This window comes from Curtobacterium sp. 18060 (assembly GCF_902706105.1).
Taxonomy (GTDB): Bacteria; Actinomycetota; Actinomycetes; order Actinomycetales; family Microbacteriaceae; genus Curtobacterium.
The window spans coordinates 1-22,226 of record NZ_CACSJV010000022.1; the positions used below are offsets into that span (position 1 = coordinate 1).

Here is a 22,226-nt window from a genome sequence, read left to right on the forward strand (position 1 = left end):
GTCGGTGGGGAGTCCGCCGGGGTGCGGGGGTCGCTCGCCGCGGTGGTGTGAGCAGTCGTGGGGTCATCCTCTGGGGTGATGGGCCGGGGTCGTTCTCGCTCCGTGGGGTGATGTGCGCGGCGGCGGACGACGCGATGCTGATGCCATGAACGCGACCCTGTCCGCCGGTGCTCCGGCCGCTGCCGCGTCCCCGTCGTCCGCGTCGCCGTCCGAGCCGTGCCCCGCGGTGCCGGCTCTGGTGCGCGTCACGATGGCCCTGAGCGGTGCGCTGCTCGCCGGCGTGCTGACCTCGTTCGGGCAGACCGTGCCCGCGCTGTCCTCGGTCGCCAACTCGGCCGGCCCCTGGATCCTGGTCGCCGTCGCGCTGTGCATCGGGGCCGGAGCTCGTGCCGGCCGGTTCGCCCTGCCGCTCGCGCTGCTGCTCGGCGTCGTGCTGCTCGAACTCATGCACGTCGGCTACTGGGCCACGACGAACCTGCGCGGCTACCCGGACTTCCTGTCCGTCACCAACCTGTGGGTGCTGCTCGGCGTCCCCGCCGGGCTGCTCGCCGGTGCGGTCGCCGTGTTCGTCCGCTCCCGCGACGCCCGCTGGCGTGCCGGAGCGTTCGGGGTCACCGCCGCGATCCTGATCGGCGAGGGGGTGCGGGCGCTGCTGCAGGTGGTGGCCACGACCGGCCCGGTGACCTGGGTGGTCGAGATCGTCGTCGGCATCCTCGTGCTCGTCGTCGGGGTGGCCACCGCCCGGTCGTCGGTCGGCCGCGTGATCGCCCTCGGCAGCGGCGTGCTCGGCACCGTCGGCGTGCTCGGCGCGTACCTGCTGCTCGGTGGCTGACCCGACGGCTGACCCGAAGGCCTGATGCGGACGCGCACGGGCTGCGGCTGCGAGGATCGATGACGTGCACCTCCTCTCGGTCTTCAGCCTCCGCAACCGGGCCCTCATCGCGCTCGTCACCATCGTCGTCGCGGTCTTCGGTGGCATCGCGCTGTCGAACCTCAAGCAGGAGCTGATCCCGAGCGTCGAGTTCCCGCAGGTCGCGATCGTCAGCGCGTACCCCGGTGCCACGCCCGAGGTGGTGTCCAACGACGTCTCGACGAAGATCGAGCAGGGGATCCAGGCGGTCCCGGACCTCGAGTCGACCTCGGCGACCTCGTCCACCGGGCAGAGCATCGTGTCGGCCTCGTTCGACTACGGCTCCAACCTGGCCAGCGCCGAGGACAAGATCCAGACCGTCGTCAACGCACTCTCGCTGCCCGACTCCGTGCAGACCCAGATCGTGACCGGGTCGTTCGACGACCTGCCCGTCCTGCAGCTCGCGGTGTCGGCGAAGGGCGACCAGGAACAGCTCGTCGAACGACTGAACGCCACCGCGGTGCCCGACCTCGAGAAGCTCGACGGGGTGCGGGCCGCCGACGTCTACGGCAACCCCGGTCGTCGCGTCGTCATCACCCCGGACCAGGACGACCTGGCAGCCCGGGGCCTCAGCGAGACGGCGATCTCGGACGCGCTCGACGACAACGGCACCCTGATCCCCGGCGGCACGATCACACAGAGCGGTTCGACGCTCTCCGTGCAGACCGGCGAACGCATCGCCTCGGTCGCCGACATCGAGGACCTGCCGCTGACGGGCGGCACCTCGGCGACGACCCTCGGCGACGTCGCCACCGTCGCCATCAAGGAGTCACCGCGCACCTCGATCAGCCGCGTGAACGGCGAACAGGCACTCACCATCGCGATCACGAAGACGCAGGAGGCGAACACCGTCGACGTCTCGGAGACCGTCCGTGACGCCCTGCCCGGCATCGAGGCGAAGATCGACGGCGACCCCCGGTTCACCGTCGTGTTCGACCAGGCGCCCTTCATCCAGCAGTCGATCGACTCCCTGGCCGAGGAAGGACTGCTCGGCCTGGCGTTCGCCGTCCTCGTGATCCTGCTGTTCCTGCTGTCGGTCCGGTCGACGATCGTCACCGCGATCTCGATCCCGACGTCGGTGCTCCTCGCCGCGATCGGCATGCTGGCCGCCGGCTACACGCTCAACATCATCACGCTCGCCGGCCTGACCATCGCGATCGGCCGTGTGGTCGACGACTCCATCGTCGTGATCGAGAACATCAAGCGGCACCTGCAACCCGGCGTCGACCGGCAACGGGCGGTGCTCGACGGCGTCCGCGAGGTCGCCGGCGCCGTGACCGCGTCGACCGTGACGACCGTGGTCGTGTTCCTGCCCGTCGCGTTCGTCGCCGAGCTCGTCGGCGAGCTGTTCCGGCCGTTCGCCCTGACCGTGACGATGGCGCTGGTCGCCTCGCTGCTGGTCTCCCTGACCATCGTGCCGGTGCTGGCGTACTGGTTCCTGCGCGCGCCGAAGGGGCACAAGCACGCCGGGGCGGTGCAGCCGGCCGTGTCGGGGACCGACGCCGACGGGGCGGCGGGGGCCGTGCCTCCCGTCAGCTCTGCGACGGACGGTGCACTCGCGAGTGCGGCAGACCTGCACGACGCGTCCGCACCCGACCGGCTGCGCCGCGGCTACCAGCCGGTGCTCGGGTGGGCGCTCCGCGCACCGTGGGTGGTCCTCGTGCTCGCCGTGCTCGTGCTCGGAGGGACCGCAGCGGCGCTGCCGTTCGTCAAGACGAACTACCTCGGTGACTCCGGGCAGAACACGTTCACCGTCACGCAGGACCTCGAGCCCGGCACGAGCCTGGCGTCGCAGTCCGACGCGGCGCGCACCGTCGAGCGCCAGCTCCGCGCGGTCGACGGCGTCGAGACCGTGCAGACCACGATCGGCACGAGCGGCGAGTCGATCCAGGCCGCGTTCGGTGGCGGCGGCACGGCATCGGTGCAGTACTCGGTGACCACCGACGAGGGCGCCGACCAGACCCGGGTGCAGTCGGACACCCGGAAGCGACTCGACGGGCTCAATGACCAGGGCGAGCTCACCGTCGCGTCGTCGGGTGGTGGCTTCGGCGGCAGCAGCGACATCGAGGTCGACGTCAGCGCGCCGACCCAAGCGCAGCTCCGGACCGCCGCGTCGCAGGTGCTGCGCGAGATGCGGACGGTCGACGACACCACGGGGGCGACGAGCAACCTGTCGTCGGCCGAGCCGTACCTGGCCGTCCGGGTCGACCGCGAGAAGGCGGCCGCGCTCGGGCTGACCGAGACCCAGGTCGGCGGGATCGTCGCAGCTTCGGTGTCGCCGCGCGACACCGGGACGGTCGAGATCGACGACGCCTCGCTCGATGTCTACATCGCCGCACCCTCGCCGCCGAAGACCATCACGGCACTGCGCGCACTGTTGGTCCCGACCTCGACCGGGCCGGTACCGCTGTCCGACGTCGCCACCGTCGAACGTGCCGAGGGACCGACGACCGTCACCACTTCGGACGCCGTCCGCACCGCCACGATCACCGTGACCCCGGACGCGTCGAACCTCGGCGCGGCGGTGCAGTCGGTGACCACGGCGGTCGACCAGCTCGACCTGCCCAAGGGTGCGTCCGCGTCGATCGGCGGCGTCGCCTCGAGCCAGACGTCGGCGTTCAGCCAGCTGCTGCTCGCCGCCCTGGTCGCGATCCTGATCGTCTACGTGGTGATGGTCGCGACGTTCCGGAGCCTGCTCCAGCCCCTGCTGCTGCTCGTCTCGGTGCCGTTCGCGGCGACGGGCGCGATCCTGCTGCAGATCGCGTCGGGCATCCCACTCGGTGTGGCGTCGCTCATCGGCGTGCTCATGCTCGTCGGCATCGTCGTGACGAACGCGATCGTCCTCATCGACCTGGTGAACCAGTACCGGCGGCGCGGACTGCGGGTGCGCGAGGCCCTGGTCGAGGGGGCCACCCGACGACTCCGGCCGATCCTGATGACCGCACTGGCGACGATCTTCGCGCTCGTGCCGATGGCGATCGGGCTGACCGGCAAGTCCGGGTTCATCTCGCAGCCGCTCGCGCTCGTCGTGATCGGCGGGCTGGTGTCGTCGACGCTGCTGACCCTGGTGGTGCTGCCGGCGCTGTACTTCGTGGTGGAGCGGGCGCGGGAGCGGCGGGCTGATCGGCGGGCTGCGGCGGCCGCGGCGGGCTAGCGGCGGCGCTGCCGGCGCCGGGCCCCGCTACCTGCGGTACTCGGCGTCGACGGCCGCGATGGCGGCGGTCGTGAGGGGCACCGAGGCCGAGGCCGTGGCCGGCACGACGGGCGCGGTGGCCCGGTGGTCGGCACGCTCCTCGCGCTCGACGGCGCGGAACCAGGACACGAGCACGCAGGTCAGCGTGACGAGGAAGACGACCCCGGCGCCCTGCGCGAACACAGCGAGGTGCCCGGTCGCAGCCGCGTACCCGCCGAAGGCCATGGTGGCGGCGAACGACAGCCCGAGCAGCAACTCCGCGGAGGTCTGCAGCGCGGAACGGTCCCAGCGGGTCGCGGCGGCGCGTGCAGGGCGGGTCGAGGTGTCGGTCACCCCGGAAGTCTGCGACGTGGCGCGGGTCGGCAGTAGTCCCGACTCCGGGTGCCACCCACCCGGGGCACGCGGCAGTGCGGCTCCGCGAGCGCGCCCGCTCTGGCGTCTCTGCGAAAGCGACACTTCTCCGCCGAACATCGGCGGCACAACGTCGCTCTCGCGGCACGGACGGCCGCTCGTCGGCGAGAAGTGTCGCTTCGGCGGCACACAACCCGCGCACGGCCGAACCCGCCCGCGGCCGAACCCGCCCGCGGCCGAACCCGCCCGCGGCCGAACCCGCCCGCGGCCGAACCCGCGCACGCCGCCCCCGCAGCGCCTCAGCCCAGCTGGGTCCGGAAGAACGTCGCGACGCGGCGGCTCATCGCCTCGTCGAGCTGCGCGATCGAGTGCGCCGTCCCCTCGACCTGCACGAACGTGACCGGCACGTCGTGCGACCGGAGCGTCGCCGCGAACTCCTGCGACTCCCACAGCGGGATGAACTCGTCCGTCGAGTGCCCGATGAAGAACGGCGCCGTGTCCGAGGTGACGTGGTACTCCGGCGACGCCCGGGTCGCCGCCGGACACTTCGCGTAGGTCCTGCAGCCGAGGTACAGCAGCTGCTTCCGCTGGAAGGACGCGGACACCCCGTCGGCCCGGGTCGAGCGCGACGTCAGGTTCGTGGGGCCGCTCAGGTCGACGACCGCACGGATCCGGTCGCCCTCGGCGTAGGCGGCGGACTCGTGGTCGGTCACTGCGAGCATCGCCGCCAGGTTGCCGCCCGCGCTCCCGCCGAACACCCCGACCCGCTGGGAGTCGACGTCGTACGTGGAGAGCGTCGTGGGGCGGAACACGTAGTCGAGCGCCCGTCGGACGTCGTCGAGACCGGCCGGGAACGGGTCGGTGGGGGCGAGCCGGTAGTCGACGTTGAACGTGACGAAGCCCTCGGACGCCAGGTACTTGCACACCGACCGGTAGGCGGCCGTGGCCTTGTCGCCGTGCGACCAGCTGCCGCCGTGGATCATCAGCACCGCGGGCCGACCGGTGCTGGCTGCGGCCTCGGCGGGGTCGGCCGTCGGGGTGGCGGACGGCGTCGCCGTGGGGGTCGCGGTCGTCTCCGGGGCGCTGTCGGCCGGCAAGCAGACGTCGAGTCGCTGCAGCGGAGCCGTGCCGTACGGCACATCCGCGACCACGTCGATGCCGTGGTACTGCAGGGACAGCGGGTAGATGACGCTGTCCGCGGTGACCGTCGCGTTCTCGTCGCCGACGGGGTCCGTACTGCAGGACGCGACCGCGCCGAGCGCCACGACCGCGGCGACGAGCGCGAGCACTGTGCGACGGCCGGACTTCATCGGTTCCACGGTAGCCGCACCCGAGGCCGGCCACGTCACCCGAGCGGAGGAACCCCGACCGCGCACCCGACCGCGCAACCCGACGGCGGAACCGGACGGCGCAGCCCGACGGCGGAACCGCCACAGTGCCAGGATGAGAGCTGGGGGCACCCGCCGCCAGGACCGCAGGAGGACCCGTGAGCCGTCGCAAGGCCTGGAACGCCGATCCCGAACCACTGCTCCGCGTCGACCCGGGCTTCCGCCTCGACCAGGTCGACCCGGATGCGACGCCGGGCTTCCCCGGCCGCAAGATCGACGGGCTCGAAGCGCTCGCCGCGGGGGCGTCCCGCCTCGCCGCCCTGCAGGAGCGGCTGTACGCGGCGTCGACTGCTGGCGACCAGCGCCGGGTGCTGCTCGTCCTGCAGGCGATGGACACCGCCGGCAAGGGCGGCATCGTCTCGCACGTCGTCGGTGCGGTCGACCCGAACGGCGTGCGGTACGCGGGCTTCAAGGCCCCGACGGCCGAGGAGCGCGAGCATGACTTCCTCTGGCGCATCGAGCGGCAGCTCCCGACTGCCGGGCAGCTCGGCGTCTTCGACCGCTCGCACTACGAGGACGTCCTCATCCAGCGCATCCGGGCGTTCGCGGCGCCGGACGAGATCGAACGACGCTACGGCGCGATCACCGAGTTCGAGGACCGCCTCACCGCCGAGGGCACCACGATCGTCAAGGTGATGCTGCACATCTCGAAGGACGAGCAGCGCGAACGCCTCGGCGAGCGACTCGACCGTCCCGACAAGCACTGGAAGTTCAACCCGGCCGACATCGACGAGCGCCTGCTGTGGGACCGCTACCAGGACGCGTACCAGATCGTGTTCGACCGGACCTCGACCCCGCAGGCGCCCTGGTACGTCGTGCCGGCGAACCGCAAGTGGTACGCCCGCCTGGCGGTGCAGCAGCTCCTGCTCCGGGCCCTCGAGGACATGCAGCTCTCGTGGCCGAAGGCGGACTTCGACGTGGCCGAGCAACGACAGCGGCTCGCCGAGTCCTGACCGACGGGCCGGCCGGGAGGCACGGGCCGGGTCCGGCTCGCGGCCGTCCGTCGACGACGGGGCTGGCATCAGAGCGCGGGGTCGCGTAGACTCGCTCGGTCGGCCTTCGACGCCGTGACATCGTGATCACGGGCTTTTTGTTGGGTGTGTGTTGCTCGAGGGCTGGAATCACGTCGAATCGCGACGGGATGAACCCCCTCTCCGCAAGCAGCCCCCGCCGATGTCGCTGTCGGGCGCTGCGGTTCGTTGCGCACCCGAGAAAGCAGTCATGGCTCCGTACAACAAGGGCGCGGACAACCGCGCCTCCGATCGTCCCCGCCACCCGAACGGCACCCCCGCCGCACGCAGCAGCAAGCACCGCGGGTTCCGCGCCGCCGAACCGAGCGCGCCGCGCCAGAAGCAGCGCTGGGACGCCGAGGAGCGTCGCGGCCGCTCGGCGCAGGGCGAGCGCCCCGCGCGCCCGAACTGGGAGCCCCGCGACAGCGGCGGCCAGCGCCGCCCGGAGCGCGATGACCGTGGTGGACGCGGCTTCAACCGTGACGACCGCGCGCCGCGTCGCTTCGACCGCGACGATCGTGCCCCGCGTCGTGACAACGACGACCGCCCGCGTCGTTCGTTCGATCGCGATGACCGCGCACCGCGCAGCTTCAACCGTGACGACCGTGCGCCCCGTCGTGACAACGACGACCGCCCGCGTCGCAGCTTCGACCGCGATGACCGCGCCCCGCGCAGCTTCAACCGCGACGACCGTGCTCCGCGTCGTGACAACGACGACCGCCCGCGTCGTAGCTTCGACCGCGATGACCGCGCCCCGCGCAGCTTCAACCGCGACGACCGTGCTCCGCGTCGTGACAACGACGACCGCCCGCGTCGTAGCTTCGACCGCGATGACCGTGCGCCCCGTCGTGACAACGACGACCGCCCGCGTCGTTCGTTCGACCGCGATGACCGCGCTCCGCGCAGCTTCAACCGCGACGACCGTGCTCCGCGTCGTGACAACGACGACCGCCCGCGTCGCAGCTTCGACCGCGATGACCGTGCCCCCCGTCGTGACAATGACGACCGTCCCCGTCGCAGCTTCGACCGCGACGACCGCAGCGCTCCCCGCCGTACGTTCGACGAGCCCGAGCGCGGCAAGTTCGTCCCCGCCGACGACGTCAAGCTCGCGAAGCTCCAGGCCGAGTCCACCGTGGCGTCGGACGTCGAGGGCGTGACCTTCGGCGACCTCGGCATCGGCGGCAACATCTCCCGCGCCCTGCAGGAGCTCGGCGCGAGCAGCCCGTTCCCGATCCAGGCCGCGACGATCCCCGACGTGATCGCCGGCAAGGACGTCCTCGGCCGTGGCCGCACGGGCTCCGGCAAGACCATCGCGTTCGGCGCCCCGCTCGTCGAGAAGCTCATGGAGCACGGCGGCGGCACGAAGCGCAAGATGGGCCGCGCCCCGCGTGCGCTCATCCTCGCGCCGACCCGCGAGCTGGCCCTGCAGATCGACCGCACGGTGCAGCCGATCGCCCGCTCGGTGGGCCTCTTCACGACGCAGATCTACGGCGGCGTGCCGTACGGCCGTCAGGAGGGTGCGCTCGAGCGTGGCGTCGACATCATCGTCGGCACCCCTGGTCGTGTGCAGGACCTCATGAACAAGGGGAAGCTCGACCTCAGCGAGGTCGTCATCTCCGTGCTCGACGAGGCCGACCACATGTGCGACCTCGGGTTCCTCGAGCCGGTGCAGGAGATCCTCTCCGCCACCGCCGAGGTCACCCCGCAGGGCAACCGTGCACAGAAGCTGCTGTTCAGCGCGACGCTCGACACCCAGGTCGCGGCGCTCGTCGAGCAGTTCCTGCACGAGCCGAGCGTGCACGAGGTCGCGGGTGAGGACCAGGCGTCCTCGACCATCGACCACCGTGTCCTCGTGGTCGAGCAGCGCGAGAAGGACCGTGTCCTCGAGGAGCTCGTCGCCGGTGACGGCAAGACGATCGTCTTCGCCCGGACCCGTGCCTACGCCGAGCGCCTCGCCGACCAGTTCGAGGACGCCGGCATCCGTGCCACGTCGCTCCACGGCGACCTGAACCAGTCGCGCCGGACCCGGAACCTGCAGCTCCTGACGAGCGGCCGGGTGAACGTGCTCGTCGCCACCGACGTCGCCGCCCGCGGCATCCACGTCGACGACGTGTCGCTCGTCGTGCAGGCGGATGCCCCGGACGACTACAAGGCGTACATGCACCGCTCCGGCCGCACGGGTCGTGCCGGCAAGGAGGGCACCGTCGTGACCCTCGTCCCGCGTGGTCGCATCCGCAAGATCGAGGGCATCCTCGAGCGTGCCGAGATCGCGGCGGACCTCGTGCAGGCCGCCCCCGGTGACGGCATCGTGTCAGAGCTCGCCGCGCGCTAGTCGCGACCAGACGGACGACGGGAGGCCCGGTACCAGCTGGTACCGGGCCTCCCGTCCGTCACATGGTGAGCAGAAATGGTCGGGTCCCGAAATCGGACCCGACCATTTCTGCTCACGAAGCGAGCACGCCCTCGCGACCGCGCGACCGCGTCAGCGGTTGAAGAACAGCAACCCGCGCACGAAGCCGGCCTGGCCGGCGTGCTGCGTGCAGTCGTCGAGGATGCTCACGAGTCGGGCACCGGCGGTGACGGGCGGGTCCCACGCGTCGTCGACCACGGGGTCGAGGTCGTCGGGGCCGAGCGTGCCGAGGTACGCGACGGTGCGGTCGTGGACGGCACGCAGGTACCCGGTGAGCAGCTCGGCCGAGGCACGCACGCGACCGACGTCGTCACGGGACATGCCGTAGCCGAGGGCCTCGGCCGGGAACGGCAGGCCGAACCGGTCGTACCAGCCGTCGGCGGTCCACACCTGCGCGGTGCCGGCGAGGTCGGCGATCTGGACGTCCTGCCCACGGGCGGTGTGCCACGCGAGCCATGCCAGGGTGTTCGCCCCGGCGGCCGGACGCGCTGCGAGTTGGTCCTCGGACAGGCCGTCGACGGCACGCTCGACGGTCTCGGGGACGCGGGAGAACGCTTCGATCAGGACTTCGGACGGTGTCATGCGCACCACGCTACGCGCGCGCCCCGACACACGAGGTCACGCGGAGCGGGCTGCGGTCTCCGCGCGCGAGTGGCGGTCGAGGGCGTCGCCGAGCCCGGCGAACGCGGCGGCGAGGCGGACCCGGTCGGCGGGGGCGACGACCTCGCGGAAGGCGTCCGAGTAGACGGCGCCGATCTGCCGGGCCACCTCGGCGCCCGAGGCCGTGAGGTGCAGCAGGACGCTGCGACGGTCCTGCGGGTTCGGGCGGCGCTCGAGGTGTCCGCGCTGCTCGAGCCGGTCGACGAGCGAGGTCATGGCGCCTGTGGTGAGCTCGAGGTACTCGCCGGCCTGCTTCGGCGTGATCCCCTCGCCGTCGGCCGCGGCCAGGAAGAACACGAAGCGGGTGTCGGTGGCGTTCAGCCCGCGCACGACGCTCTCGTGGTGCAGGACGCGGGCGTGCTGCGTCTGGAGCAGGCGGAAGGCGGTGAGGAGCTTCGCGAGGTCGGTGTCCGAGTCCACGCGCTCCGGCACGGAGACGGTCGGCGACACGGGCGCGGGCGGCAGGGTGTCGGGCAGGACGGGCTGGGTGGTGTCCGTCATCGGCGGCTCTTCTCGGCAGGGGGTGGGAAGACTCAGTCAACAAGTATCTCACTCGTCAAGACACCCCCAGCACGGGGTGGTTCCTTCCCTTGTGAGTTGCTCGGCGGAAAAGTAACTTGATCGTCGTAGCAAACACCACGGCACCGACGCGACCAACCACCGCGACCACGGCGCCACCGTTTCCGGATCAGGAGCTCCCGCAATGTCTCGTGTCACCCCTCGCGCCGCCCGTCTCGCGGCCTGGATCGCCATCCCCGCCGCCCTCGTCGCCTCGGGTGTCGTCGTCTCGACCGCGTCCTACTCGGCGTTCTCGGCCACCACCGTCAACCCGACCAGCAACTGGACCGCCGGCAGCGTCGCCCTCACCGACGACGACAACAACACCGCGCTCTTCACCGCGACGGGCCTCAAGCCCGGCTCCACCGGCGCCAACTGCATCACGGTCACGTCGACCGGCTCGCTGGCCTCGACCGTGAAGCTGTACGGCACGAACCCGGCCACCACGAACAACCTCTCGGGCAACATCAACCTGCAGGTCGAGCAGGGCACCGGCGGTGGCTTCGGCTCCTGCACCGGCTTCACCCCGGCCGCGACCAGCGGAACGCTCTACAACGGCACCCTCGCCGCGTTCGGCACCGGCTCCACGAACTTCGCCACCGGCCTCGGCACCTGGGCCCCGACCGGGTCCGCGTCCGAGTCGCGCGTCTACCGCTTCACCTACACGGTCTCGAGCACCGCGCCGAACACGGTCCAGGGCGGCACCGCGTCCCTCGGCCTCACCTGGGAGGCCCAGAACAGCTGAGCCGGGAGCCCTCCCCACCCGGTGACCGGGGCTCGGCCCGAGCCCGCCCCGGTCACCACCCCCGAGAACGCGCCCCCGGTCGAAGGCAGTCATGAGCAGCATCGCAGTGCACGGTGGTCCCACACCGCACGCCGTGCTCCGTGACGTCGTCGACTGGGGGCGCGTCGTCGTCGGCGCCGTCGCACGCGGTGTGGTCGCGACCCTCCTCGGCCTCGCCCTGTGGGCGGCCGCCCCCGCGCTGATCGGCTGGCAACCGACGACGGTGATGACCGGGTCGATGGAGCCGCGCCTCACGCCCGGGGACGTCGTCGTCTCCCGCCCGGTCGCGTCCGGTGAGGTCCGGACGGGCAAGATCCTGCTCGCCGACGACCCGGACCAGCCGGGGCACCTCCGCATGCACCGCTACGTCGAGGACGGCCCGGGCGGCACCCTGGTCACCAAGGGCGACGCGAACCCGCAGCAGGACTCCACGCCGCTCGAACGCTCGGCCGTGCACGGGGTCGCCTTCCTGCGCATCCCGTTCGTCGGGGCGCCGATCTTGTGGCTCCGGCAGGGGGAGTGGGTCAAGGTCGTCGTGCTCGCACTCGGCCTGACGGCGCTGCTCGCGCTCTGCACGGTCGACGGGTCGCTCCGCCGCCTCGCGGCGATCGACGACGACGACGCCGACGGCTCGGACGGGGGCGACACCGCCCACGGGTCGGGTGACGGGCCGTCGGACGGTACCGACACCGGCCGGGAGGCACGGGACGACGCCGCCACGCGCCTCCCGTCCGGCGGGACCACCGTCGTCACCCGTCGCTCGCTCCGGGTGCACGAGCGTCGCGTGCAGCGGCTGCGCCGCTTCGGCGGTGCCGCGGCGGTCCTCGTCATCGCGGGGAGCGTCGGGGTGCTCGTGCCGGCGCAGGCGGTGGCCGTGCCGTGGTCGCGGACGACCGTGAACCCGGTGTCGAACTTCACGGCGGTAACCGCGACCGGTGTCCCCACCCTGACCTGCACGGCCGCGTCGTCGAGCACCGTGACGATCGCCTGGACCTACACGGACCCGACCGTGCCGAACTCGTTCGACTTGATGAACGGGACGACCCAGCTCGCGAGCGCCACGACCGTCGGGCAGCGTTCGCTCGTCTACGGCGGTGCGGGCCTGCTCGACCTCGGCACGACCTACACGCTGAACCTCCGCACGAACCTCGGCAACAACTGGACCGCGACCAGCACGCCGACCGTCAAGGTGCGGGTCGTCTCGGCCCTCGGCCTGGCGTCGGCGAGCTGCGTGCCCTGAGTTCTCCACAGGCGGCGCGCGGCCGTCCGGCGATGTCCCCGGCCGGCGTTACCGTGTCCGCATGCGCATCCTGCACACCGGCGACTGGCACCTCGGCCGCACGCTGCTCGGTGCCGACCTCCTCGAGCACCAGGCGGCGTTCAGTGACTGGCTCGTCGACCTCGTGCGGGACCGCTCCGTCGACCTGGTCGTGATCGCCGGTGACGTGTACGACCGGGCGATCCCGCCGATCGACGCGGTCCGCATGCTGTCCCGGGTGCTCGAACGCCTGGCCGAGACGGCGACCGTGGTGCTCACGCCCGGCAACCACGACTCCGCCGCACGCCTGGGCTTCGGCTCCGGTGTGATGGACCGCCGTGTCCGCATCCTCGCCGAACCCGCCCGGATCGCCGACCCGGTGCTCGTCGACGACGCCGACGGCCCGGTGGCGGTCTACGGCATCCCGTACCTGCACCCCGACCTCACCCGCTACGCACTCGCCGACGTGCCGGACGAGCCCCTCGCGCGGTCGCACCACGCCGTCGTGCAGGCCGCCACCGAGCGGATCCGGTCCGACCTCGCGTTGCGCGGCGGTACCCGCAGCGTCGTCGTCGCACACGCCTTCGTCGGCGGGGCGGACCCGAGCGACAGCGAGCAGGACATCCGTGTCGGCGGTGTCGACCGGGTGGCCGAGTCGGTCTTCGACGGCTTCGACTACGTCGCCCTCGGGCACCTGCACGGCCCGCAGCGGGTCGGCGACGGCGGGCGGATCCGGTACGCCGGCTCACCACTGGCGTTCTCGTTCGGCGAGCGGCACCAGCAGAAGTCGGTGACGATCGCCGAGCTCGACGCGGCCGGTGCCGTCTCGGTCGAACTCGTGCCCGCTCCCGTGCCGCGCCGCCTGGTCGACGTCCGCGGGGGCATCGACGACATCGAGTCCGGGGTCTTCCGGGCCGACGCCGACGCGTGGGTGCGGGTGGCCGTGACCGACACGCTGCACCCCGAGCGCATGTACGCCCGGGTGAAGGACCACTTCCCGCACGCGCTGGCGATCACACACGAACCCGCCGACCGCGGCCCGGCATCGGTGGCCCGTGCGGTCACGGCGACGTCCGACCCGGTCGAGGTCGCAGCCGACTTCGTGGCCTTCGCCACCGGTGCCGCCCCCGACGACGACGAACACGCCGTCCTGACCGAGGCGTACGAGGCCGCGGTGCTGGCGCTGCAGCGCGAGGGGGACCGCTGATGTACCTGCACCGACTCGAACTGCGCGCCATCGGGCCCTACCCCGACCTGGTGTCCATCGACTTCGCAGCGCTCGCGGCCTCCGGGGTGTTCCTGCTCGAGGGGCCGACGGGCTCCGGCAAGTCGACCATCATCGACGCCGTCGTGTTCGCCCTGTACGGCGGGCTCGCCGGGTCCGACGCCAGCTCCGACCGCCTGCACAGCCAGCACGCCGACCCCGCGGTGGAGCCGTTCGTCGCGCTCGTCTTCGAGACCAGTGCAGGGACCTACCGGGTCCGCCGCACCCCGCAGTACGACCGCCCGAAGCAGCGGGGGACCGGCACCGTCAAGCAGCAGGCGTCCGTGCAGCTGTTCCGTCTGACGAACCCGTCCGACGTCGCCGGCGAACCGATGTCGTCACGCATCCCCGAGGTCGGCGTCGAGATCGGCCGCATCGTCGGGCTCGACCGCGCGCAGTTCCTGCAGACCGTCGTGCTGCCGCAGGGCGAGTTCGCGCGGTTCCTGCGGTCCCCGGGCGAAGAGCGCCGCAAGCTCCTGCAGTCCCTGTTCGGCACGCAGGTCTACGACCGCACGGCCGACGAACTCGCCGCGCGGCGCCGTGCCGTGCAGGCCGAGGTCGACGGTGCCGACGACCGCGTGCGTGATGCCCTGAACCGCTTCGCCCAGGCCGCCGGTCTCGACGACGCCGACGAGACCGTCGTGCCGTCGACGGTGGCGTCGGTCCGTGCGGCCGCCGATGCCGCTGCCGCCGTCCGTGCTGCAGCAGCCGCGGCGGCGACGACTGCTGCCGAGCACGAACAGGCGGCCACGGCGCGTGCGACCGCCCTCGAACGACGCGCGGGACTGCTCGTGCGACGGGCCGCGCTCGACGACGACGCCCCCGCCGTCGACGCCGCCCGGTCGACCCTCGCCCTCGGCGAACGCGCTGCCCGGGTGACCGCCGTCGCCGACGGACTCGACGCCGCAGTCCTGCGCGCCGACGAGAGCACCGCGGCCGCCCGGTCGCTGCGTGACCGCCACGGGGTCACCGCCGACGCCGACGCCGTCGTGCTGCGACGCGACGCCCTGACCGACGACCTGTCGGCCGTCCGGCACCTCGTCGCGGTCGAGGACGGCGCCGCTGCCCGTCGGTCCGCCATCGCCGGGGCCACCGCCGACGCCGAGCAGATCGCCGAGCAGCTGCTCGAACGCGACGCCGCACTCGACGCCCGTCCCACCGAACGGGCCCGCATCGTCGAGGCCGCACGCACCGCGGCTCGCACGGCAGCCGACTCGGACGCCGCCGCGCACGAGGTCACCCGGATCCGGTCCCTCCGAGCCGACCTCGTGGCGCGCGACCATGCGGCGCAGCGGGTCGCCACGGCCGAGCAGTCCGTCGCTGCCGCGCGCCGGTCGGCGACCGACGCCCTCACGGCCGAGCGGGCACTCCGTGAACGCCGGATCGCCGGTCTCGCCGGAGAACTCGGGGCGGCGCTCACGGCCGGCGACCCGTGCCCGGTCTGCGGGTCGACGGCGCACCCGTCGGTGGCGACGCCGCAGGACGACCACCCCACGACCGCGGCTGTCGACGCCGCCAGCGACGCCACCCGTCGCGCGGACCAGCACCTCGCCGACGCCGCGTCGGACCTGGCGGTCGAACGTGCCGAACACCAGCGGCTCGTCGACGTCGTCGGCACGGTCGACGCGCCCACGCTCGACGCCCTGACCGCGGCCGCTGACGAACGGGTCCGGGCTGCGCACGACGCTGCCGCGCTCGTCCTGCAGCACGAGCGGCAGCGGGCGGAGCACGACACGACGACCGGTCGGCTCCAGCGCGAGCGGAACGACCTCGACGCACGGCGGACCGTCCTGACATCGACCGCGCTGGCCGACGCCGAGCGGCTCGACACCGACCTCGGCACCGTGGCCGCGGCGCTCGAGCGGCTCGGAGCGCTCCTCGACGAGCGTCCCGCGACGCTCCGGACAGCCGTCGAGCTCCTCGACGAGCGACTCGAGGCGTACCGCGCGGTCGTGCAGGCCGACGAACGGGTGGCCGCCGCGACCCGTGCCCGCGACGACCGCCGTGCCGAGGTCGACCGGGTCCTCGACGACCAGGACTTCGCCGACGTCGCCGCAGCGCGGGCCGGACGGCTCGACCCCGACAGCACCGACCGGCTGCGGGCGCTGATCAGCGCGGCCGAGGCCGAGCGGGCCGTCGTCACGGCCGGCCTGGCCGAGCCCGCCGTGGTCGCCGCGGCGGACGACTCCGCGGAACGCCTCGACCTCGACGGTGCCCGTGCCGGACGCCAGCGCGCTGCCGCCGCACTCGACGAGGCCGTCGCGGTCGCCGTCTCCGCGGCCGACCGTGCCGACGCGGTCGACCGGTGCGCGACCGAGGTCACCCGGGCGACCCGAGCCCGTGACGAGACGTCGGCACGCAGCCGCGCCGTGGTCCGGCTCGCCGACATCGCGAACGGGGTCACCGCGGCCAACCCGACCGGGATCACCCTGGGTACCTACGTGCTCATGCGCCGGTTCGAGGACGTCGTCGCCGCGGCCAACGACCGACTCCGGGGGATGCTCACGGGGCGGTTCACGCTCGAGACCTCGGACGAGCGCGAGTCGGGGTCACGGGCACGCCGGACCGGCCTGGCACTCGCCGTGCACGACCACACCACCGACACCGTGCGGGATCCCCGCAGCCTGTCCGGCGGCGAGACGTTCACGGTGTCGCTGTGCCTGGCGCTCGGACTGGCCGACGTCGTGCAGGCCGAGGCCGGTGGCGTCTCGCTCGGCACGCTCTTCGTCGATGAGGGGTTCGGCACGCTCGACCCGGAGACCCTCGACGACGTCATCGGGCAGCTGTCGCGACTGACCGCCGGTGGGCGGCAAGTCGGCATCGTCAGCCACGTCGAGGAACTCAAGCAGCGGATCCCGGAGCGGATCGCCGTGCGGCGGACGGCAGCCGGCGGCTCGCAGGTGACGACAACGGTCTGACGCCGCCTGCCGTCCGCCGCCGGTCCTGGTTCCGGGTGGCCGGCCGCTACGGCGTCGGCGTGGACTCCACGGTGCCATCCGGCGGCGGCAGGATGTCCGCTGCGATCCACGGGAACACCCACTGGAACAGCACGAACACGATCGCGGCGAGCAGCACGAGCAGCTCGAGCACCTTCAGGAACGTGGGGCCGGGCAGCAGCCGCCAGACCAGGGGGAAGATCACTTGGCCGTCTCCGAGAGTTCCTTCGGGGTGCCCTCGGACGCGGGCATCCAGTAGTCGAGCTTCGCGTGCGTGACGAACCGTTCGGCTGCCGACCACATCGGATGGCACGCGGTCAGGGTCAGCCACCGGTCCGACGCCGAGGGGTCGACTCCGGGCTTGTTCGGCACCGGCGCGATCGTCTCGATGTGGTCCGGCGTCACGATCTGGCTGTCGGTGACCTTGTAGACGTACCAGACGTCGAACTTCGTCTTCGCGTCGGTGACCCGCACGACGACCGAGTCGCCCGTCTTGAGCTCCGCGATCTGGTTGAGCGGCTTGCCGTAGGTCACGCGGTGTCCGGCGACGGCGAAGTTGCCGGGAGCCCCGGGCATCGCGGTGTCCTGGTAGTGCCCGAGCCCGATGGTGTTGAGCACCTTCTCACGGTCCGTGCCCTCGCCGATCGGCCGGTTGTAGTCCTTGCCGAAGCGCGGGATCTGCATCGTGCCGAACACGTCGGTGACGTCCGGCGGCTCGGCGAGCACGGGTGCGGTGCCGCGGTGCTCGGTGCCGGCCCCGTCCGGGGTCTTCAACTGGTCGAGCCCCTCGACGAGCTTCGACTGCTCGTTGACCGCCACGACGTCCGTCCACCACGCGGTCCACACCACGTACAACCCGGTGCCGGCACCCGCGATGATGAGCAGTTCGGCGATGAGCGAGACGATCGCGCCACCGACCGTCTGCCGTCGCCGGGGGGAACGGCGCCCGGACCGTCTACCGCCGTCGTCGTCCCGCGCGCTGCGGCGCGACGGGATGGTGTCGTGTGCGGTCACGGGGCTCCTGATCGGCTGGTCGGTCGGACAGGTCTATCAGATCACGACGACGGCCCGGTGACGACGTTCTCCACACCCCCGTAACGTGGGGGGATGGAGTACCGGATCCGCCCGTTCCGCGCCGACGACACCGACGCGGTCGTCGCCCTCTGGGAATCGTGCGGTCTCGTCCGCCCGTGGAACGACCCCCGCCGCGACATCGCGCGCAAGGCCACGGTCCAGCCCGAGCTCTTCCTGGTGGCGGAGTCGGAGGCCGGCGGGGTCGTCGCCGCGGGAATGGCCGGTTTCGACGGGCACCGCGGCTGGGTCAACTACCTCGCCGTGCAGCCGGACCTGCAGGGCTCCGGTCTCGGCCGGACGCTGATGGCCGAGTTCGAGCGGCTGCTCACCGACCTCGGCTGCCCGAAGCTCAACCTGCAGATCCGTGCCGGCAACGAGCGGGTGCTCGGTTTCTACGAGTCCCTCGGGTACTCCGACGACCGCACCGTGTCGCTCGGCAAGCGACTCATCCCCGACGTCTGAGTCGTCCGGTCACGCCAGGGCCAGGCCCACCGACGCGATGAACGCCAGCGCGATGCCGACCCACTGCGGCGCGGTCAACCGCTCCCGCAGCACCACCCCGGCCAGCACGACCGTGCCGATCGGGTAGAGCGCGTTGAGCACGCTCACGACGGGCAGGGTGCCCGGCTCGTCGCTCGCGTGCAGCCCCGCCTGGATGCACACGTTCGCCAGGGCGTCGAGCACGCCGCACGCCGCGACCGTCAGCAGCAGACGCGTCGGCCACCAGCGCCCTGGAGGCACGGCAGACCCCGCGACGCCGACCGACGCTGCGGGGTCTGACGCGCCTCCAGGCCGCGCCCCGCGCCCGGCACGCACCGTCACCACGAGCGCCGCCGCACCCAGCAGCACCGTCTGCAGCACCCGCGCGACCACGAGCGGGTGGACGCCCGCGCCGGGCGGGGTCGCGTCGTACGCCAGCACGATCCCGCCGAACCCGCACCCGGCGACCGCGGCCGCGACGACCCCACGCACGGTGAGGCGTGCACCCGAGGTGTCCCGCACGGCCGCCACCAGCACCACCGCGACGACGGCCACGACCACCGCGGCGACGGCCAGCGGTGACAGGACGGTCCCGCGGGCCACGGCCACCAGGACCGGGACGACGGCGGCGAACACGGCGGTGAGGGGTGACAGCACGCTCATCGGGCCGATCGCCAATGCGGCGTAGAGCAGCAGGACCCCGACCGCGCCGGACAGTCCGGCGACGGCGCCCCAGAGGGTGCCCGCCCACGACGGCGTGCCCCCGAGCACGGCCAGACCGATCAGCAGCGGCACGATCCCGATCGCCGCGGCGACGGCGGTGACCGCCACCGGACGGATGCGCCGCGACGCGAGCCCGCCGAGGAAGTCGGCGAAACCGTAGACGACGGCTCCGGTCAGGCCGAACAGCACGGTGAGCACGGGTCCCATCCTGCCCGGCCCGGTAGCCTGCGGGGCGTGAGTGTTCCCTACCACCGCCTGCCCCGTGTCGACGCACGATGGAGGTGGTGGCGCCCGCTGGTCGCCCTCGCGTTCCTGGCGGGCTGGTACTTCGCCTCGCAGGTGTTGATCACCGTGGCGTACTTCATCCCCGTTGCGGCGGTCCAGGGCGAGACCGGGGTGTTCGACCTGCTCGACGACCTGCAGCGCGGAGCCCTGGACCCGACCGATCCGCTGATCCTGTCGCTGACCCTGGTGTCGCTGGTCATCCTGCTGCCGGGGATCCTGCTGGCGGTCAAGGTCGCTCGACTCGGACCGGGCGCCGTCCTGACGTCGACGCGATTCCGAGTGCGGTGGGCATGGACGGCGTGGTGCGTCCTGCCGACCCTCGTCATCGCCGTGGTGATGTTCCTCGTGCAGACCAGCGGGATGTTCACGTTCGACGGCGGCTTCGGCTGGGACCACGCTGCGATCGGGCAGTCGACGGTGTCCCTGGGCACCCTCACGCTCACGATCGTCCTGGTCGTCCTGCTCGTGCCGTTCCAGGGCGCAGCCGAGGAGTTCATCTTCCGCGGTTTCCTCATGCAGACGATCGCCTCGTGGATCCCGCGACGCACCGGCACGATCATCGCCGTGGCGGTGTCGACCGTCGTGTTCGCGGTGCTGCACATCCCGAACGGCTACAACGTCTGGGGCATCCTCGACGTCGGTTCGTTCGGGCTGATCGCGGCGATCATCGTGCTCCGCACCGGCGGCCTCGAGGCCACCGTGCTGCAGCACGCCTTCAACAACATCATGATCTTCGTGCTGCAGGCACCTGGGTGGTCGAAGGTGGACCTGCAGTCACAGGACGCGAACGGCACCTGGCAGGGCTGGCTCATCACCCTCGGCACCTCGCTCGCGTTCTGGGGCATGGTCGAGTTCCTGGCCTGGTGGCGGAAGCTCGATCGCACCTTCGCCGGACACGAGGCACCGCGGTTCCGCGGGACGCCGCCGGTCTGGGCGGGCGGCAAGCGGTGGTTCGGCCCGGCGGGCTCGGGTTGGGCCGTCGCGCCGGCTCGTGCCGACGACGTCGACGCAGCCGCCGTGGACCGTGCCGCTGTGGACAGTGCCGTGGGTGTCGCCGGTCGCCCGTAGGCTCGTGGCATGAGCACCACGCCCGCGCCCGCCGCCGTGTCTGCTTCGCGAGCCGCAGCGCTCGACGTCCTGCACCGCGTGTGGGGCTACGACGACTTCCGTGGCGAGCAGGCGGCGATCATCGACCAGGTGGTCGCCGGCGGTGACGCCCTGGTGCTCATGCCCACCGGCGGTGGCAAGTCGCTCTGCTACCAGGTGCCCGCGCTCGTACGCGACGGCGTCGGGGTCGTGGTGTCGCCGCTCATCGCGCTCATGCAGGACCAGGTCGACGCCCTCGCGGCGAACGGGGTGCGTGCCGCCTTCCTCAACTCGACGCAGGGGCCCGACGAGCGTGCCCGGGTCGAGCGCGCGGTCGTCCAGGGCGAGGTCGACATGCTCTACCTCGCGCCCGAGCGGCTCCGGCTCGAGTCCACGCGCGCGCTCCTCGACCGGGCGCGGGTGTCGCTGTTCGCCATCGACGAAGCGCACTGCGTCGCCCAGTGGGGCCACGACTTCCGGCCGGACTACCTCGAGCTGAGCGTCCTGCACGAGCGCTGGCCGACCGTGCCCCGGATCGCCCTCACGGCCACGGCGACCCCGCAGACCCACCAGGAGATCTCGGCGCGGCTCGGCCTCGACGACGCCGCACACTTCGTCGCCGACTTCGACCGCCCGAACATCCAGTACCGCATCGAACCGAAGACCGGCGCGCTGCAGCAGCTCCTCACCTTCATCCGCACCGAGCACAGCGGCGACTCGGGCATCGTCTACTGCCTGTCGCGCAAGTCGGTCGAGCGGACCGCCACCGCACTGGCCGAACAGGGCATCCAGGCGCTGCCGTACCACGCAGGGCTCGACGCCCGGGTGCGTGCGCGCAACCAGTCGACCTTCCTGCGCGAGGACGGCATCGTCATGGTCGCGACGATCGCCTTCGGCATGGGCATCGACAAGCCCGACGTCCGGTTCGTGGCGCACCTCGACCTGCCGAAGTCGGTCGAGGGGTACTACCAGGAGACCGGTCGTGCCGGACGCGACGGCCTGCCCTCGACCGCGTGGCTGGCGTACGGCCTGAACGACGTCGTGCAGCAGCGACGGATGATCGACCAGTCCGAGGGCGACGCCGCACACCGTCGGCAGCTCAGCGCTCACCTCGACGCCATGCTGAGCCTGTGCGAGACGATCGAGTGCCGCCGGGTGCGGCTCCTGGCGTACTTCGGGCAGCCGTCCACGGCCTGCGGCAACTGCGACACGTGCATCGCCCCGCCCGAGTCGTGGGACGGCACCGTGCCCGCGCAGAAGCTGCTGTCCACGGTCGTCCGGCTCGAGCGTGAGCGCGGTCAGCGGTACGGCGTCGCCCATCTCGTCGACATCCTGGTCGGCAAGCAGTCCCCGCGGGTGCAGGAACTGCAGCACGAGTCCCTGGCGACCTTCGGCATCGGTTCCGACCTGTCCGACGGCGAGTGGCGCGCGGTGGCCAGGCAGCTGCTCGCGCAGGGCTACGCCGCGGTCTCGGGCGACGGGTTCGGCACGGTCGTCCTCAGCCCGACGAGCGCCGAGGTCCTGACCGGCAAGGTCCAGGTGCGGATGCGTCGCGACCCGGTGAAGGCGCCGCGGGCGAGCCGGTCGTCCCGCCGGACCGTCGTCACCGACATGCCCCAGCATGCGGTCGGCCTGTTCGAGGCGCTCCGGGTCTGGCGTGCAGCCCAGGCGCGCGAGCAGGGTGTGCCGGCGTACGTGGTGTTCAACGACGCGACGCTCCGCGGCATCGCGGCGGTGCGTCCGTCCGACGTCGACCAGCTCGCCGAGATCTCCGGGGTCGGTGCCGCGAAGCTCGAGCGGTACGGCCGCGCGGTGCTCGACGTCGTCGCGTCCGAGGCCGACTGACCCCACGGTCG

18 protein-coding genes are annotated in these 22,226 nt (G+C 72.4%); 11 read left to right on the top strand and 7 right to left on the bottom strand.

Annotation, left to right across the window (positions count from 1 at the left end; genetic code table 11):
* Positions 1–145: 145 nt before the first annotated feature.
* Complete coding sequence (locus GVL05_RS11560; protein WP_159573232.1) at positions 146–832, top strand: DUF6518 family protein; 687 nt, start codon at positions 146–148, stop codon at positions 830–832.
* A gap of 64 nt (positions 833–896) precedes the next feature.
* Positions 897–4,064, top strand: coding sequence for an efflux RND transporter permease subunit (locus GVL05_RS11565; protein WP_159573233.1), 3,168 nt, complete (start codon positions 897–899; stop codon positions 4,062–4,064).
* Positions 4,065–4,091: 27 nt separating this feature from the next.
* Here the strand turns inward: GVL05_RS11565 and GVL05_RS11570 are convergent, their stop codons facing one another.
* Positions 4,092–4,436, bottom strand: a complete 345-nt coding sequence (locus GVL05_RS11570) for a hypothetical protein (protein WP_159573234.1) — start codon at positions 4,434–4,436, stop codon at positions 4,092–4,094.
* Between the two features lie 317 nt (positions 4,437–4,753).
* The gene (locus GVL05_RS11575; protein ID WP_111085552.1) at positions 4,754–5,764 is read right to left on the bottom strand and encodes an alpha/beta hydrolase; all 1,011 of its coding nucleotides are present in this window, start codon (positions 5,762–5,764) and stop codon (positions 4,754–4,756) included.
* Positions 5,765–5,940: 176 nt separating this feature from the next.
* On the opposite strand from GVL05_RS11575, the gene GVL05_RS11580 reads away from it, so the two are divergent.
* Together GVL05_RS11580 and GVL05_RS11585 are read left to right on the top strand one after the other, a co-directional pair.
* On the top strand, positions 5,941–6,795 hold the full coding sequence (locus tag GVL05_RS11580) for a PPK2 family polyphosphate kinase (protein WP_235035946.1): 855 nt from the start codon (positions 5,941–5,943) through the stop codon (positions 6,793–6,795).
* A gap of 268 nt (positions 6,796–7,063) precedes the next feature.
* Positions 7,064–9,184 carry a DEAD/DEAH box helicase gene (locus tag GVL05_RS11585; protein ID WP_159573235.1) on the top strand — a complete coding sequence of 707 codons (2,121 nt, stop codon included), beginning with the start codon at positions 7,064–7,066 and terminating at the stop codon, positions 9,182–9,184.
* A 150-nt stretch (positions 9,185–9,334) separates the two neighbouring features.
* Here the strand turns inward: GVL05_RS11585 and GVL05_RS11590 are convergent, their stop codons facing one another.
* Complete coding sequence (locus GVL05_RS11590) at positions 9,335–9,844, bottom strand: DinB family protein (RefSeq protein ID WP_159573236.1); 510 nt, start codon at positions 9,842–9,844, stop codon at positions 9,335–9,337.
* A gap of 36 nt (positions 9,845–9,880) precedes the next feature.
* Positions 9,881–10,423, bottom strand: a complete 543-nt coding sequence (locus GVL05_RS11595) for a MarR family winged helix-turn-helix transcriptional regulator (RefSeq protein ID WP_123937540.1) — start codon at positions 10,421–10,423, stop codon at positions 9,881–9,883.
* 202 nt (positions 10,424–10,625) lie between these two features.
* Here GVL05_RS11595 and GVL05_RS11600 point away from each other — a divergent pair, with 202 nt between their 5' ends.
* From GVL05_RS11600 to GVL05_RS11615, 4 genes are all read left to right on the top strand, one after another.
* Complete coding sequence (locus GVL05_RS11600) at positions 10,626–11,225, top strand: hypothetical protein (RefSeq protein ID WP_111085548.1); 600 nt, start codon at positions 10,626–10,628, stop codon at positions 11,223–11,225.
* A 91-nt stretch (positions 11,226–11,316) separates the two neighbouring features.
* On the top strand, positions 11,317–12,504 hold the full coding sequence (locus GVL05_RS11605) for a S24/S26 family peptidase (RefSeq protein WP_159573237.1): 1,188 nt from the start codon (positions 11,317–11,319) through the stop codon (positions 12,502–12,504).
* 61 nt (positions 12,505–12,565) lie between these two features.
* Complete coding sequence (locus GVL05_RS11610) at positions 12,566–13,729, top strand: exonuclease SbcCD subunit D C-terminal domain-containing protein (protein ID WP_159573238.1); 1,164 nt, start codon at positions 12,566–12,568, stop codon at positions 13,727–13,729.
* Positions 13,729–16,704 (top strand): AAA family ATPase, encoded by a 2,976-nt coding sequence (locus tag GVL05_RS11615; protein ID WP_159573239.1) that lies wholly within the window; start codon positions 13,729–13,731, stop codon positions 16,702–16,704. The genes GVL05_RS11610 and GVL05_RS11615 overlap by 1 nt, the downstream gene beginning before the upstream one ends.
* Positions 16,705–16,750: 46 nt before the next feature.
* Here GVL05_RS11615 and GVL05_RS11620 read toward each other — a convergent pair whose 3' ends face one another.
* On the bottom strand, positions 16,751–16,927 hold the full coding sequence (locus GVL05_RS11620) for a hypothetical protein (RefSeq protein ID WP_159573240.1): 177 nt from the start codon (positions 16,925–16,927) through the stop codon (positions 16,751–16,753).
* The gene (locus GVL05_RS11625) at positions 16,924–17,736 is read right to left on the bottom strand and encodes a class E sortase (protein ID WP_235035947.1); all 813 of its coding nucleotides are present in this window, start codon (positions 17,734–17,736) and stop codon (positions 16,924–16,926) included. The genes GVL05_RS11620 and GVL05_RS11625 overlap by 4 nt, the downstream gene beginning before the upstream one ends.
* Before the next feature lie 93 nt (positions 17,737–17,829).
* Here GVL05_RS11625 and GVL05_RS11630 point away from each other — a divergent pair, with 93 nt between their 5' ends.
* A complete protein-coding gene (locus tag GVL05_RS11630; protein WP_123293676.1) occupies positions 17,830–18,258 on the top strand; it encodes a GNAT family acetyltransferase in 429 nt (142 codons plus the stop codon).
* A gap of 9 nt (positions 18,259–18,267) precedes the next feature.
* Here GVL05_RS11630 and GVL05_RS11635 read toward each other — a convergent pair whose 3' ends face one another.
* A complete protein-coding gene (locus GVL05_RS11635) occupies positions 18,268–19,197 on the bottom strand; it encodes an EamA family transporter (RefSeq protein WP_159573241.1) in 930 nt (309 codons plus the stop codon).
* A 36-nt stretch (positions 19,198–19,233) separates the two neighbouring features.
* On the opposite strand from GVL05_RS11635, the gene GVL05_RS11640 reads away from it, so the two are divergent.
* Together GVL05_RS11640 and recQ are read left to right on the top strand one after the other, a co-directional pair.
* Positions 19,234–20,352 (top strand): CPBP family intramembrane glutamic endopeptidase, encoded by a 1,119-nt coding sequence (locus GVL05_RS11640; protein ID WP_159573242.1) that lies wholly within the window; start codon positions 19,234–19,236, stop codon positions 20,350–20,352.
* 9 nt (positions 20,353–20,361) lie between these two features.
* On the top strand, positions 20,362–22,215 hold the full coding sequence (recQ, locus tag GVL05_RS11645; RefSeq protein WP_159573243.1) for a DNA helicase RecQ: 1,854 nt from the start codon (positions 20,362–20,364) through the stop codon (positions 22,213–22,215).
* Positions 22,216–22,226: the final 11 nt, after the last annotated feature.

Bases quoted from the DNA above. Each gene is read 5' to 3' on its own strand.
- GVL05_RS11615 (WP_159573239.1), top strand. From the start codon at position 13,729: ATGTACCTGCACCGACTCGAACTGCGCGCCATCGGGCCCTACCCCGAC.
- recQ (WP_159573243.1), top strand. From the start codon at position 20,362: ATGAGCACCACGCCCGCGCCCGCCGCCGTGTCTGCTTCGCGAGCCGCA.
- GVL05_RS11575 (WP_111085552.1), bottom strand. From the start codon at position 5,764: ATGAAGTCCGGCCGTCGCACAGTGCTCGCGCTCGTCGCCGCGGTCGTG.
- GVL05_RS11590 (WP_159573236.1), bottom strand. From the start codon at position 9,844: ATGACACCGTCCGAAGTCCTGATCGAAGCGTTCTCCCGCGTCCCCGAG.
- GVL05_RS11585 (WP_159573235.1), top strand. From the start codon at position 7,064: ATGGCTCCGTACAACAAGGGCGCGGACAACCGCGCCTCCGATCGTCCC.
- GVL05_RS11560 (WP_159573232.1), top strand. From the start codon at position 146: ATGAACGCGACCCTGTCCGCCGGTGCTCCGGCCGCTGCCGCGTCCCCG.
- GVL05_RS11600 (WP_111085548.1), top strand. From the start codon at position 10,626: ATGTCTCGTGTCACCCCTCGCGCCGCCCGTCTCGCGGCCTGGATCGCC.
- GVL05_RS11610 (WP_159573238.1), top strand. From the start codon at position 12,566: ATGCGCATCCTGCACACCGGCGACTGGCACCTCGGCCGCACGCTGCTC.
- GVL05_RS11630 (WP_123293676.1), top strand. From the start codon at position 17,830: ATGGAGTACCGGATCCGCCCGTTCCGCGCCGACGACACCGACGCGGTC.
- GVL05_RS11605 (WP_159573237.1), top strand. From the start codon at position 11,317: ATGAGCAGCATCGCAGTGCACGGTGGTCCCACACCGCACGCCGTGCTC.
- GVL05_RS11595 (WP_123937540.1), bottom strand. From the start codon at position 10,423: ATGACGGACACCACCCAGCCCGTCCTGCCCGACACCCTGCCGCCCGCG.